Here is a 13,631-nt window from a genome sequence, read left to right on the forward strand (position 1 = left end):
GCAGTAAACATGAGATAATTAATAGGAAACCCACTAATGCTGTTTTCTAGTACATAATCGTACATTATGACAAGATATTCGTCATTGATAATAATGTTCACAATCTAAAAATCAATTAAATAATCTCAAATAATTTTCCGGGAAGCTGTCTAATTACTCCTTTTAATTCCATGTTTAAAAGGATTCCTGCTAATTTATACGTTGGCATATTACAATTTAGAGCTATAACGTCTAACAGCTGCTTATCATTCTCTTTTAGATAATTGTAAACTTGTTTTTCATCAGTATCTAACTCGACAAATAATTGTTTTTGTACTGCAGGTTTTTTTAAATCTTCTAATTGCCAATTTAAGATGTAAGGCACATCTAACGGAGTTGATAGCAAATGTGCTTTTTGTTGTTTGATTAGATTATTACAACCCACGCTTTGGCTATCTGTTGTACGACCAGGAACAGCAAAAACATCTCTATTGTAAGAATTGGCTATGTCTGCGGTTACTAGGCTTCCTCCTTTTTCGGCTGACTCAATAACTATAGTAGCTTGGCTTAAACCAGCTATAACTCGGTTGCGCTTTAAAAAATTATTACGGTCAAACGCATCGCTACTCCAAAAATCGGTAAAAAATCCACCATTATTTTCGACCTCAGCTACATACTTTTTATGCACTTTAGGGTAAATCTGGTTTAGTCCGTGAGCTAAACACCCTATAGTTTGTAGTTTGTGTTTTATTGCTGCCTTTTGTGCTGTAATATCTGTACCATAAGCAAATCCAGAAACTATAATTGGGTTGTAAATAGCTAAATCTTCAACTAGTTTTTCGCAAAACGCAATACCAGAAGTTGTTATTTTTCTAGCACCAACAATACTAATAATATGCTTATTATTAAGGTTTATGTTTCCGCTTTCAAACAATAAAATTGGGCTATCAATACAATGCTTTAGGTTTTCAGGATAAGACTCGTCTGTAAAATAATGGTATTTAATGTTTTCGTCTTTAATAAATTTAAGCTCACTTTCTGCAGCTTCTAAATGGTTAGATTTATAAATTTCTTTTAAAATAATATCTCCAATACCATCAATTTTTAATAGATTTTGCCTCTTTTCTTTAAATACTGCTTCTGCACTTCCGCAATGGTTAATTAGCTTTTTTGCGGTTGTATCGCCTATTTTAGAGACGTGTTGAAGTGCCAAAATGTGCAATAATTGCTCGTCTTTCATGTTTTATATCGCTGATTTTGAAACTACAAGAAAAGAAATTTAAGCCTGTTAATAACTAATACCTGCTAAATTTTATTGGTTTTTAAAAATTTCTAACTTTGTTATTATGCAATTAGAACAATATATCAGTGATTTATTATACAGATATGACTGTGTTACGGTTCCAGAGTTTGGATCGTTTTTAACACAACGTCAATCTGCCGAAGTACACCAAAGTACCAATGCATTTTATCCACCAAAAAAACGACTGTCGTTTAACGAGCAAATACAAACCAATGATGGTTTGTTAGCACACTATATTGCAGATGTAGAAAAAATACCGTTTGAAACTGCTTTACAAAACTTATCTAAACGTGTTAAGTCTTTAAAATCTTATTTAATTGAAGGCGAAACGCTAAGCTTTGAAAATATTGGTGATTTAGTATTAAACAGTCATGGTAAAATAGAGTTTAGTCCATCATACCACTTAAATTATTTAACTGATGCTTTTGGATTGTCTCAATTTGTGTCTCCTGCTGTAACGCGTGAGGTATACAAAGAAGAAGTAGAAACTATTGAAAAAGTAGTCCCAATTGCTGTAACACCAGAAAAACGTAAAAGTAAATCCTATTTAAAATATGCTGCAATTGCAGTTGTTGCTTTAGGAATGGCTGGTTTTGGTTTTAATAACTACGTTAATAACGTCGACCAACACAATCAAATAGCTCAAGAAGAGGCTAATAAACAATTAGAAAGCAACATTCAAGAAGCTACTTTTGTAATTAGTAATCCGTTACCTGCTATTACGTTAAACGTTAATAAACAAACTGGAAATTATCATGTGGTTGCTGGTGCGTTTAGGGTAGAAGCAAACTCCGATAAAAAAGTTGCACAATTACAAGACAAAGGATTTAAAGCACGTAAAATAGGCGAAAACAAATATGGCTTACATCAAGTCGCTTATGCGAGTTATACAGACAGACAAGACGCCTTACAAGCTTTAAACACTATAAGAAAAGAACACAACAAAGATGCTTGGCTGCTTATTAAAAAGTTAGACTAAGTGTAACACTTTAAACCTATTTTAAAAGACCTTTTAATTAATATTGAAAGGTCTTTTTTATTTTAAAATGCTTAACTCTTAATTAATTCTAAATATTATGGCTGAAATTTTAAATCGGTTTACCTTTGTAGCTTAATTATAGTTCCGAGGTTTCGGAAACACATTCTTAAACAATTAATGGAAGCAAAAACACCTAAAGATTCTAGAACAATAATGACAGATATGGTTTTACCAGGTGAAACCAACCCAATCAATAATTTGTTTGGTGGCGAATTATTAGCACGAATGGACAGAGCTGCTGGCATTAGTGCCAGAAGACACTCTAGACGTATTGTAGTAACCGCTTCTGTAAACCATGTGGCTTTTAATAGAGCCATCCCTTTAGGTAGCGTGGTGACAGTTGATGCCAAGGTGTCTAGAGCCTTTAAAAGCTCTATGGAGATATATATTGATGTTTGGATAGAAGACAGAGAATCTGGCGTAAAAGCAAAAGCTAACGAAGCCATTTATACATTTGTTGCTGTAGATGAAACAGGAAGACCTGTACGTGTCCCAGAATTAGTCCCAGAAACCGAGTTAGAAATTGAACGTTTCCAAGGTGCTTTACGCAGAAAACAATTAAGTCTAGTATTAGCAGGTAAAATGAAACCTAATGATGCAACTGAGTTAAAGGCGCTTTTTGAGTAATTACATCTTATAAATCCATTCTGCAGGATTAACAGATTTGTTGTTTTTATATAAACTAAACCACAATAAGGTTTCGCCTTCACTATTAGTAAACACTTCGCCTATTTCTTGTTTAGTTTCAATAGTATCTCCAGGTTTTACGGATATTTTTTTAAGATTATGGTAAGCTGTAATATAATCTCCGTGTTTGATTAATACTGTTGGATTTCCTCTTTTTTGAACAATAATTTTTAGTACTTCGCCTTTAAAAACTGCTCTAACAATTGCGTTTTCTTCTGTTGCAATACGCACACCACTACTGTTAATAGTTAATGAAGCGTCAGTTGGATGGCGTTGTACACCATATTTTACTTTTACTAACCCTTTTTCTACTGGCCAAGGTAGTTTTCCTTTGTTATTTAAAAAGTCTGCTGCAATTAATTTAGCTTCTGCAGTCAATGCAAAGGTGGTCGAGGATTTAGCAGTAGTTGTACTTTTTCCTGCTTTTTTGTTAGAGTTGACTATAGCTTCTTTGATAATACGATCTATTTCTCGATCTATTTCTCTAGCTTCTTGCTGTTTCTTTTTAATCTGTGCAGTATATTTATTTAAATCTTTTTTTATGGCAGCCATCACTGTTTCATGCTGCTTCATATCTGCTTCCAAAGCTTTTTGGACGTCTTTATTTTCAGCAATTAATTTATCCTTATCTGCTTTTTGTTGAGCTAATTCTAAATTTAACTGTTGAAGCTTTAGGGTTTTTTGTTTAATGTCTTCGCCTTGTTGTTTTTGGTATTTAGAGTACTGATTCATGTACTGTAAACGCTTGTAAGCCTGCCTAAAATTACTAGAAGACAGCAAAAACATAACCCGATTCTGGCTTCTTTTATTTTTATAAGCAGTTTGGATGGTTTTAGCATAATTGGCTTTTAATACTTCCAACTCATCGCGTAATGCTGTTATCTTTTTTTGATTAGTATTAATCTCTCTATTAATCAAATTAGCCTGTTGATTAGTGACTTTTATCAAATTGCGTCTAACACCAAGCTTGTAGTTTAAATCTTCAATAATAGAGGTTTGACTTTTTTGTTTAGACTGGTTTTTAAACAGTAAATTATTAATCTGTTTAATTTGATTTTTTATCTCTAACCGTTTAGCTTCTAATTGGTCTATTTTGTTTTTTTGCGCTAAAGCGGAAGTACTGCCAAGTAGTACAAAACCAATCACTAAAACAAGTAAGGTGTTATACTTCATAAATTACAGCTCGATTTTTTTATAACCTGAAGGAATAGTAAACGGAAAACGAACCTCTTCGTTTAGCTTTACCGATTTTAATTCTAGGTTTATAACTAGTTGCTCATCATCTTCAATTGCAAGTATTTTAGTGCGCTCTGGTAGTGTTTTTTTATCGACTTCTTGATACGTCAAATAGTCAATATGTAAGATGCGTTTGTCTTTAGGTTGTGCAATTTCTTGGGAATCCATCTTAAAATGCGAAGGATTTACAAACAAGAACAACTCAAACAAGTCACGTTGTCTTTTAGGTTGTAAAATATATGATGTATCATTTGCTGAAATCTCATATGTATCATCTTCTAAATTAAACAATGATTGACCTAACAACATATTCTGAACTTTATAAAAGTCTAGATCTGTACCTAACAAATCACTTAAATAGGCAAAATCGCCATCAAAATAGGTGTTGTCCCATTTGTTGTAAAATGCCACTCTATTTGGTGTAATTAAGACTTTAGCAATGCCTAATTTGCTCATCCAAATAGTTTTATCTTTTTCCATTCTAAAACTAACTGTTGTTCCGTCAGATTTCCCTTTTTGAATGTATTCTAACTTTAGTTTTCCAACTAAAGTTGTAAAATCTGTTGTAGCCTTATTGCTGTTTTTAATAAGCTGTTTTGCTGTTAGTTTGGTGTTAATTTTACCATCAGACATTATGGTTTTTGAACCTTTACAGCCAGAAACTATAACCACTAAAAGAAGTATTGCAAACGTTATATTTTTTTTAAATGTCATTAATTTAAACCTTCTAATTTTTTAGCCTTATCACTAAACGTTTTTGCTTTAGAAAAATTGTTAGTCGCTGTGTAGGCTTTAGCCAATTGCTTATAAAAATCTATTTCCATTTTAGTATCTTCAATAATATAATCCAGACCCATTTCTAGGCTGTCAATTGCTTCTTTAGGTCTGTTTAAATAATTTAAAGCCACTCCATTGGCTAAATATAATACTGGTTGAGATGGAAAAACCTCTAACCCTTGATCACTTTTTCTTTCAGCTTCTTCAAACTGTTGTAAATCTATATGCAATAAGATGATGTTTCTTAAAATCCCAAAATTTTCTTCTTCTTTTTGAAGTGCTTCTTCATAAAAATTAAGTGCCTTCTGTTTTTCGCCTTTTAGCAAATAATATTGTGCTAATTCTACTAAGGTTTTACCGCTAGACTCTATTTTAGTTAACATTGCTGTCACCTCAACCAAATCAGTTTCATACTGTTGATTTTTACTAACAAACTTTACAAAATCTGCTAATACTTTTATTTTAGATTCTGGATTAATTTCTGAGCTTTGCAAAGCAATTTTCATAGACTGTATAGCTTTATCATTACTGCCTTCATCTAAATAAAATTTATATAATGCAAGATGTACCAACTCTGATTTAGGGTTAACTTCCAATAGTTTTTTGGCAGTTTCAAATGATTTTTTAACATCACCATTCTCGCTATAACGATAGATTAACCTTAGATAAGTGTCTTCAGACTCTGGGTTTTTATCAACGCGCTCTTCTAAATTTTCTATTTGGTCTTTTTTACGACCAGTCGCATTGTAAATTCGGTTTCTTAGTATATCGCGTTCTTTAGAGATTCCTAATTCATCATCCAACTCGTCTAAGATTTTTAAAGCCTCCTTAAAATCGCCTGTTTGCATATAGATATTAGCTAAATCTTCTTTGTAATCTGGATGGTATTTAACCAATTGCTTGACTGTTTTAATGGCTTTTTTGTATTCTTTTTGCTGAATATATGTGCTGTATAATTCATCTAAAAACCACTCATTATCAGGAATTTTGCTCACTGCTTCTTTTAATGCTTCTTCTGCAGCACCAAAGTTTTTAAGTTTATTATAGTTTTTTCCTAACTCGAAGTATAAAATAGCATCAGAATCGTCTAATTCTATACATTTTAGTAAGTTTTCAATTGCGCGTTGGTAATTTTCTATCCCTTTTTGCTTTAAGGCTTCAAAAAAATGTTCTTGATACGCATCGGACACATCACCTAAATCATCATTGGGAGGAGTATCTTCATCTATTTGCGCATGGTTGTGTAGAGGAAACATAAAGATTCCGAAAACTAGCATAAATATGTAAATAGATTTTTTCATTAATTTTCTGTGCTTAGACTAGCTAGTTAGGTAATTATCTTACCGTTTATCTTTAAGATTCAATTATTATTCCAAAACAGAATAATCGCCAATACTAATTTTAGTAAATGATCCATCAAACTTAACATGATTACCAATCATAGCCTCGTCTAAATTAGCATTTTTTATAGTAGTATGGTTCTGAATTAGGCTATTTTTAACGGTTGAGTTTTCAATAGTACAATTATTCCCAACTGATACATAAGGTCCAATTGTGGCGTTTTTAAGTATGACGTTGTCGCCTATATAACAAGGTTCTATAATCGTTGAATTTTCATTTTTAACAGATTTAGATACTAATTGCTCATCTCCATCAACCTTTAAAAAGCCTAGCATACGTTGGTTAGTTTCTAATGTTATGGCTTTGTTTCCGCAGTCCATCCACTCGCTAACCTCACCTGTTTTAAATATTTTATTATCTGCCATCATCCCTTTAATACCATCGTTGATTTGGTATTCTCCTCCATTAATAATGTTATTATCTAATACCTTTTGAAGCTGGTCTTTTAATTGACTAACTTCTTTAAAATAATAAATACCTATAACTGCTAAATCGCTAACAAACTGTTCCGGTTTTTCTACTAGTTCTACAATTTCTTTTTGCTCATTTAACTTAACCACACCATAAGCTTCTGGTTGATCCACTTGTTTTACCCAAATCACTGCATCTGCTTCTGGATCTAAATTGAAATCTGCACGAATTAAGGTATCTGCATAAGCAATAACTGCAGGTCCAGATAAACTGTCTTTAGCACACATAATGGCATGTCCAGTACCTAACGGTTGATCTTGTCTATAAATGGATGCTTTTGCACCTAAACTGGTTGCTAATTCTTTTAAACTTGATACTACCTCATCTCCAAACCATGCTGGATCGCCTAAAACAAAAGCTACTTCATTTATTGGTTGGTTTAATACCTTGGCAATATCTTTTACTAATCGGTGGACAATAGGTTGTCCAGCAACTGGAATTAGTGGTTTTGGTACTGTTAAACTATGTGGTCTTAGACGAGAGCCTCGTCCAGCCATTGGGACTATTATTTTCATATAATTGCCTACGAAAGCAGGTATCTTTTTAATTAAACTTTAATTATAATTAGGTCTCGACTGCGCTCGACCTGACATTCTCTTTTATTTTACTCCTGTGCTCCCAAAACCTCCTTCTCCTCTTGAGGTTTCAGAAAGCGTTTCAACTTGCTTCCACTCTGCACGTTCGTGTTTTGCAATAACTAATTGTGCTATACGTTCGCCATTTTCAATAATGAAATTTTCATTTGATAAATTGACTAAAATAACACCTATTTCACCTCTATAATCGGCGTCTATTGTTCCTGGAGCGTTTAATACAGTAATCCCTTTTTTAGCAGCTAAACCACTTCTTGGTCTAACTTGTGCTTCTAAACCAATAGGTAATTCTATAAACAAGCCTGTTTTAACAATAGTTCGTTCTAATGGTTTAAGCGTTATTGATTCTTGCATATTTGCTCTTAAATCCATACCTGCAGACGCTACAGTCTCGTAATGTGGTAAAGCATGATTGGATTTGTTGATTATTTTAATTTGCATATTATTTATTATTCCTAAACTCTTTGACTGCGCTCAGAGTGATACGTGTCTATTTTTTTAATAATTGTTTGAGTTCCTTTTTTTCAAAAAGAACAATTAATCCCAAAAATACTAAAACTAAAACGGTATTTAGATAATAGTTAGAATTGGTTTGTAAGGCTAATACAGATAGTACAATTGCAATACCTAAATAGACTAAAATTTGTTTTAGATTATAAGGTACTGGATAATGTTTTTGACCTAAAAAATAGGATATAATCATCATTATTCCGTAAGCTGCTAAAGTAGCCCAAGCTGCTGCTATAAACCCTATTTCTGGAATTAATAAAATATTAAATACAATGGTGATTATGGCTCCAACTATTGATAAATACATACCGTATCTAGTTTTGTCGGTTAGCTTATACCAAATGGCTAAATTGAAATAAATTCCTAAGCACAAATTAGCTAAAAGTACTATTGGCACAATTTGAATGGCTATCCAATAGCTTTCGTCTTTGACTAATAGCATTTTAAAAATATCTAAATACGCAATGATAAATACCAACATCAAACTTCCTGCAATTACAAAATACTTCATGATTAAAGCATAGGTTTCTTTGGCATTTTTTTCTTTGGCGTGCGAAAAGAAAAAAGGCTCTGCACCCAAACGAAAGGCTTGTATAAAAATGGTCATAAATACAGCAATTTTATAACAACCACTGTAGGCACCATTAATGTTTTTATCCATTAGATGTGGTAAAATCCATTTGTCAAAGTTTTCATTAATCACATACGCCAATCCAGCAACCATAATAGGCCAACCATAATTTAAAAGTTGTTTAAAGATGGTGATACTAAACTGTAGTTTAGTTTTAAAAAAGTAAGGTGTTAATAGTATAAATGTAAAAATACTTGCTGCTAAATTGGCTATAAAAATATATTGCACTAAATCGGTTTTATCATACCACGAAAAATCCATTCCAAACTTTGGTATTGCCCAAAGGAAGAAAAAATTAAGTGCAACATAAATCATAACATTTGCAATCTTAATTGAAGCAAATTTTATTGGTCGTCCTGTTGCTCGCAAATAGGCAAATGGTGCAACAACCAATGTATCTAATACTAGTAATCCAATTAAAAGTTTAAAGTATTTAGGGTCTATATCTAACCATACAGAGAGTTGCTGATTAAACAGCAATACACCAATTAAAAACACTACTGTGGTCACAATTAAACTAATAAATGTAGTGGAGAAGACCTTATCTTTTTCTTCAGATTTAGAAAAAAACCTGAAAAACGCAGTTTCCATTCCGTAGGTTAGCAACACATTAAAAAATGCAGCATAAACGTAAAATGTGGTGTTATCCGAGTAGCTTGTTGTTTTTAGTTTATCTGTGTGAAGTGGTACTAAAATAAAGTTCATTAGACGTGGTAAAACGGTTGCTAAACCATAAATAATAGTGTCTTTAAAAAACTTTTTTAGTACGCTCAAAGTAATTTGTTAATTAGGCTTAAATGTATTGAATTTGTAGCAGTTTAAAAAACCTTAGTCGTTTGGTGGACCATCAGGATAGTAAACGCCTTCTTTCTCTGCGACATACTCAACTTTATAGTATTTAGTCACGCCATTTTCAATGTAACTAATAGCACACTCTCTATTGCCTAATTTGAAAGGGAAAAAACCAGTTGTTGTTAAGGCATTATCCTCTGCGTTAGTCAATCTTTTAGTTAATCTGGATTTATACAACCCTTTACCTTCATGTAACTTACCTTTCATTCGTCTAAAATAAACACTATCAATTGTAATATTTTGTTCTGGAATAAGATTAGCAAAGTAGATATTAACACCCACACTACCTATTTTAACTCCAGTAGTCCAATTATTAAAATATGCACGAGTTATTTGTAATGGTGCCTCTTTTTGAAAAGCATATTGTGAGGGTTTACAACTAAAGATTGAAGTGATAATCAATAATAGCAATACATTAATTGTAATAGTAGGTTTCATTTTGTTTGGTTAATGGTTATTTATTAGTTTTTTGGAGGCGCACTTGGATATTGTTCTGCTGGTTTCTCTATGATGTTTTCAATTTTAAAATACTTGATATCACCATTTTCAATATAACTTAAAACAGCTTCATTTTGTTTCAAGTCAAAAGGTATTTTAGTCGTCGTCTCTTTAAAGCCTTCTTTTTGATTAGCTTTAGTTAAGATACGTCCTATATATAAGTTTGGATTATTTGGCTTTGTTTCTAACGCCATTTTATGTTGTCTAAAATACAAACTATCCAATTTCAAATTTTTTAATTCTGAGGTTACAGGAATAAATATATTAATACCTGAACCACCACCTCTAACACCAGCAACCCATGTTTGATAATAGGCTTGATCTGTTTTAAAAGACGCTTCTTTTTGAAGTTGTTTTGTACTTGAACATTGCATAAAAAGAATACTTGATAAAATAGTAACGCTTAGGTATTTAAAGAATTGCATAATTATGTTTTTTATAAAGGTAATTAATCAAAATGTATTCCATAAAAAAACCTTATTCAATTTGAATAAGGTTTTAGTGTATTATTATAGATTTCTGCCTATGTAGAAATGAAAAATTAGTTATATAAAGCTTCTCTTTATTGAAAATTTGACTCGCTATCGCTTCGTCTAATTGTTCAATGCTTCTGCACCTCCAACAATTTCAAGGATTTCATTAGTAATAGCTGCTTGACGTGCTTTGTTATAGGTTAACTTTAATTGATCTCTCAACTCGGTTGCATTATCTGTTGCTTTGTGCATGGCTGTCATACGTGCACCATGCTCGCTTGCAAAACTATCTCTAATCCCTTTGTATAATTGTGTTTTTAACGACTTAGGTATTAATTGCTCAACGATTTCAATTTTTGAAGGTTCAAAAATATAATCTGAATTGTTTTCTGATTCACCTTCAATTGGTACAATTGGTAAAAACTGCTCTGTCATTACAATTTGAGTCGCAGCGTTTTTGAATTTATTGTAAACGATTTCGATTTTATCAAATTCGCCTTCAGTAAATTTATCCATTAGCATTTCTGCTATGTCTGCAACATTATTAAAAGTTAAATCATCAAAAACAGAACTTTTATTGTCGATTACAATACCTTGTTTTGAAAATGCATCGTTTGCTTTTTTTCCAATTGCTAATACAGCTACTTTTTTACCAGCATATACATTAGAAATTAAATGCTGTGTTTGCTTAATAATGTTAGAATTAAAAGCACCACATAATCCTCTATTAGAAGTAATAGAAACAATTAATACATTGTTTACGTCACGTTGTTCTGCAAATTTACTTCCAGAATCTGCATCTAAAGTTGCACTTAAGCTTTGTAAAAGCTCTGTTAACTTATCTGCATAAGGACGCATTGCAGTAATCGCATCTTGAGCCTTCTTTAACTTAGCAGCAGATACCATTTTCATGGCACTGGTAATCTGCATCGTCGAAGATACTGAAGATATTCTGTTACGTATTTCTTTTAAATTTGCCATCTTTTATAGTATTAAGTATTAGTGTAAAGTTGATTTAGAATAAGTCTCTTAACACTAAATACTATTTACTTATTACTAGTTTCTATACTTAGCAGATAAGTCTTTTGCTACAGTCATTAAAGTATCTGTAACCTCATCTGTTAATTTTCCTGCTTTTAAAGTATCTAAAACACCTCTGTGTTTAGCGTTTAAGAACTCTAGGTAATCACGTTCAAATTCTTTTACTTTTTCAACTGGTACGTCTTTTAATAAGTTTTTAGAACCTGCGTAGATTATTGCTACTTGGTCTTCTACTGTAAACGGATCGTTTTGAGCTTGCTTTAAGATCTCTACGTTACGTTTTCCTTTATTAATTACGTTTAATGTTACAGCATCTAGATCTGAACCAAATTTAGCAAACGCTTCTAATTCGCGGAATTGTGCTTGGTCTAATTTTAATGTTCCAGATACTTTTTTCATAGATTTAATCTGTGCGTTACCACCAACACGTGATACCGAAATACCTACGTTAATTGCTGGACGTACACCAGAGTTAAATAAATCTCCATCTAAGAAGATTTGTCCATCTGTAATAGAAATTACATTTGTTGGAATATATGCTGATACGTCACCTGCTTGTGTTTCGATAATTGGTAATGCTGTTAAAGAACCACCACCTTTTACGATTGGTTTTAATGACTCTGGTAGGTCATTCATTTCTTTAGCAATTGCATCATTATCAATAATTTTTGCAGAACGCTCTAATAATCTTGAGTGTAAGTAGAAAACGTCTCCTGGATACGCCTCACGTCCTGGTGGACGACGTAATAATAAAGATACCTCACGATACGCAACTGCTTGTTTTGATAAATCATCAAATACAATTAATGCTGGACGACCAGTATCTCTAAAATATTCTCCAATAGATGCTCCTGTCATTGGTGCATACACTTGCATTGCAGCAGGATCTGATGCATTTGCAGCTACTATTGTTGTGTATGCTAAAGCGCCTTTTTCTTCTAAAGTTTTAGCAATGTTTGCTACTGTTGATGCTTTTTGCCCAACTGCAACATATATACAATATACTGGGTTACCAGCATCGTAAAATTCTTTTTGATTTAAAATCGCATCAATACAAACGGTAGTTTTACCTGTTTGACGGTCACCAATGACTAACTCACGTTGACCTCTACCTACAGGAATCATTGCATCAATTGCTTTAATACCTGTTTGTAATGGTTCTGTTACTGGCTCTCTGTAAATAACTCCAGGTGCTTTACGCTCTAAAGGCATTTCATAAGTGTCACCAGTGATTGGTCCTTTACCATCAATTGGGTTACCTAAAGTATCTACAACACGTCCAACAATACCTTCACCTACATTAATAGAGGCAATACGGTTAGTACGTTTTACTGTAGATCCTTCTCTAACTCCTACTGAAGTTCCTAACAATACAATACCTACGTTATCTTCTTCAAGATTAAGTACGATACCTTCTAATCCGCCATCAAATTCTACTAACTCACCATATTGTGCATTAGATAATCCGTAAGCACGAACGATACCATCACCTACTGTTAATACTGTTCCAACTTCGTCTAATGAAGCGCTAGCTTCAAAACCTGATAACTGTTGTTTTAAGATTGCTGATACTTCAGCTGGTTTTACTTCTGCCATTTTATTTTAATTTAAAGTAAATTCTCTTTTTAATTTATTTAATTGGTTAGCGATACTTGCGTTATACTCTGTATCTCCAACTCTTAATATGAAACCACCTAAAATGCTTTCATCTACTATATTTTTAATTGCAGTGTCTTTTCCTGTTAACTCTTTAACTTTTGCTAAAACTTTAGTTTCTAAAGCATCCGTTAATGGTACTGCTGTAGTCACAATTGCAATTTGACTTCCTTTTTGTTCTTCAAACAACCTTGTATAAGTTGATGCCACTTCTGGTAATAATGAAGTACGCTTATTAGCAATAAGTACGTCTATTAAATTGGTTGTTGCTTCGTTAGAATTTTTAAAAATTTCTAATAATGCAGACTTTTTAACTGACGAACGTATTACAGGACTGTAAAGCATATCTTTTAAGTCTTTACTTTGCGCTACAGTATTTGTAATTAGCTCCATATCAGAATTGACAACCTCAGCGGATTTCTTTTCTGTTGCTAAGCCAAGTACTGCTTTTGCGTAACGTATTGCTGCTCTTTCTCCTGCCATC

The 13,631-nt window shown here is 32.5% G+C and carries 14 protein-coding genes; 2 read left to right on the plus strand and 12 right to left on the minus strand.

Translation table 11 applies throughout. The annotated features are described in order from the left end of the window. Positions 1-115: 115 nt before the first annotated feature. Entirely contained in the window at positions 116-1,219 is a 1,104-nt protein-coding gene (gene dprA, locus Ollyesu_RS04765; RefSeq protein WP_279302658.1) for a DNA-processing protein DprA, read from the minus strand. Positions 1,220-1,325: 106 nt separating this feature from the next. Between dprA and Ollyesu_RS04770 the strand changes: the two genes are divergently transcribed. Together Ollyesu_RS04770 and Ollyesu_RS04775 are read left to right on the plus strand one after the other, a co-directional pair. Further along, complete coding sequence (locus tag Ollyesu_RS04770) at positions 1,326-2,261, plus strand: SPOR domain-containing protein (protein ID WP_279302659.1); 936 nt, start codon at positions 1,326-1,328, stop codon at positions 2,259-2,261. Between the two features lie 177 nt (positions 2,262-2,438). Then, positions 2,439-2,948, plus strand: coding sequence for an acyl-CoA thioesterase (locus tag Ollyesu_RS04775; RefSeq protein WP_111658880.1), 510 nt, complete (start codon positions 2,439-2,441; stop codon positions 2,946-2,948). Here the strand turns inward: Ollyesu_RS04775 and Ollyesu_RS04780 are convergent, their stop codons facing one another. From Ollyesu_RS04780 to atpH, 11 genes are all read right to left on the minus strand, one after another. Continuing rightward, entirely contained in the window at positions 2,949-4,181 is a 1,233-nt protein-coding gene (locus Ollyesu_RS04780; protein ID WP_279302660.1) for a peptidoglycan DD-metalloendopeptidase family protein, read from the minus strand. A gap of 3 nt (positions 4,182-4,184) precedes the next feature. Beyond that, positions 4,185-4,958, minus strand: a complete 774-nt coding sequence (locus Ollyesu_RS04785) for a DUF4292 domain-containing protein (protein ID WP_279302661.1) — start codon at positions 4,956-4,958, stop codon at positions 4,185-4,187. Next, positions 4,958-6,322, minus strand: a complete 1,365-nt coding sequence (locus Ollyesu_RS04790; protein ID WP_279302662.1) for a tetratricopeptide repeat protein — start codon at positions 6,320-6,322, stop codon at positions 4,958-4,960. Before Ollyesu_RS04790 ends, Ollyesu_RS04785 begins: the two co-directional genes overlap by 1 nt. Before the next feature lie 66 nt (positions 6,323-6,388). Beyond that, positions 6,389-7,408: a sugar phosphate nucleotidyltransferase gene (locus Ollyesu_RS04795; protein ID WP_279302663.1), complete on the minus strand. Its 1,020-nt coding sequence runs from the start codon at positions 7,406-7,408 to the stop codon at positions 6,389-6,391. Between the two features lie 84 nt (positions 7,409-7,492). Then, complete coding sequence (gene dut / locus Ollyesu_RS04800; RefSeq protein WP_279302664.1) at positions 7,493-7,927, minus strand: dUTP diphosphatase; 435 nt, start codon at positions 7,925-7,927, stop codon at positions 7,493-7,495. Between the two features lie 49 nt (positions 7,928-7,976). Further along, positions 7,977-9,401: an oligosaccharide flippase family protein gene (locus tag Ollyesu_RS04805; RefSeq protein WP_279302665.1), complete on the minus strand. Its 1,425-nt coding sequence runs from the start codon at positions 9,399-9,401 to the stop codon at positions 7,977-7,979. Positions 9,402-9,455: 54 nt separating this feature from the next. Next, a complete protein-coding gene (locus tag Ollyesu_RS04810; protein WP_279302666.1) occupies positions 9,456-9,917 on the minus strand; it encodes a hypothetical protein in 462 nt (153 codons plus the stop codon). Positions 9,918-9,940: 23 nt separating this feature from the next. Further along, positions 9,941-10,402 carry a hypothetical protein gene (locus Ollyesu_RS04815; protein ID WP_279302667.1) on the minus strand — a complete coding sequence of 154 codons (462 nt, stop codon included), beginning with the start codon at positions 10,400-10,402 and terminating at the stop codon, positions 9,941-9,943. Positions 10,403-10,570: 168 nt separating this feature from the next. After that, positions 10,571-11,431: an ATP synthase F1 subunit gamma gene (atpG, locus tag Ollyesu_RS04820; RefSeq protein ID WP_279302668.1), complete on the minus strand. Its 861-nt coding sequence runs from the start codon at positions 11,429-11,431 to the stop codon at positions 10,571-10,573. A gap of 75 nt (positions 11,432-11,506) precedes the next feature. Further along, a complete protein-coding gene (gene atpA, locus Ollyesu_RS04825) occupies positions 11,507-13,087 on the minus strand; it encodes a F0F1 ATP synthase subunit alpha (protein ID WP_111658571.1) in 1,581 nt (526 codons plus the stop codon). A 6-nt stretch (positions 13,088-13,093) separates the two neighbouring features. Next, entirely contained in the window at positions 13,094-13,630 is a 537-nt protein-coding gene (gene atpH / locus Ollyesu_RS04830) for an ATP synthase F1 subunit delta (protein WP_279302669.1), read from the minus strand. Position 13,631: the final 1 nt, after the last annotated feature.

Source organism: Olleya sp. YS, assembly GCF_029760915.1.
GTDB lineage: Bacteria > Bacteroidota > Bacteroidia > Flavobacteriales > Flavobacteriaceae > Olleya.

Coding starts and splice junctions, on each gene's coding strand:
- dprA (WP_279302658.1), bottom strand. CDS start 1,219: ATGAAAGACGAGCAATTATTGCACATTTTGGCACTTCAACACGTCTCT.
- Ollyesu_RS04770 (WP_279302659.1), top strand. CDS start 1,326: ATGCAATTAGAACAATATATCAGTGATTTATTATACAGATATGACTGT.
- Ollyesu_RS04775 (WP_111658880.1), top strand. CDS start 2,439: ATGGAAGCAAAAACACCTAAAGATTCTAGAACAATAATGACAGATATG.
- Ollyesu_RS04780 (WP_279302660.1), bottom strand. CDS start 4,181: ATGAAGTATAACACCTTACTTGTTTTAGTGATTGGTTTTGTACTACTT.
- Ollyesu_RS04785 (WP_279302661.1), bottom strand. CDS start 4,958: ATGACATTTAAAAAAAATATAACGTTTGCAATACTTCTTTTAGTGGTT.
- Ollyesu_RS04790 (WP_279302662.1), bottom strand. CDS start 6,322: ATGAAAAAATCTATTTACATATTTATGCTAGTTTTCGGAATCTTTATG.
- Ollyesu_RS04795 (WP_279302663.1), bottom strand. CDS start 7,408: ATGAAAATAATAGTCCCAATGGCTGGACGAGGCTCTCGTCTAAGACCA.
- dut (WP_279302664.1), bottom strand. CDS start 7,927: ATGCAAATTAAAATAATCAACAAATCCAATCATGCTTTACCACATTAC.
- Ollyesu_RS04810 (WP_279302666.1), bottom strand. CDS start 9,917: ATGAAACCTACTATTACAATTAATGTATTGCTATTATTGATTATCACT.
- Ollyesu_RS04815 (WP_279302667.1), bottom strand. CDS start 10,402: ATGCAATTCTTTAAATACCTAAGCGTTACTATTTTATCAAGTATTCTT.
- atpG (WP_279302668.1), bottom strand. CDS start 11,431: ATGGCAAATTTAAAAGAAATACGTAACAGAATATCTTCAGTATCTTCG.
- atpA (WP_111658571.1), bottom strand. CDS start 13,087: ATGGCAGAAGTAAAACCAGCTGAAGTATCAGCAATCTTAAAACAACAG.
- atpH (WP_279302669.1), bottom strand. CDS start 13,630: ATGGCAGGAGAAAGAGCAGCAATACGTTACGCAAAAGCAGTACTTGGC.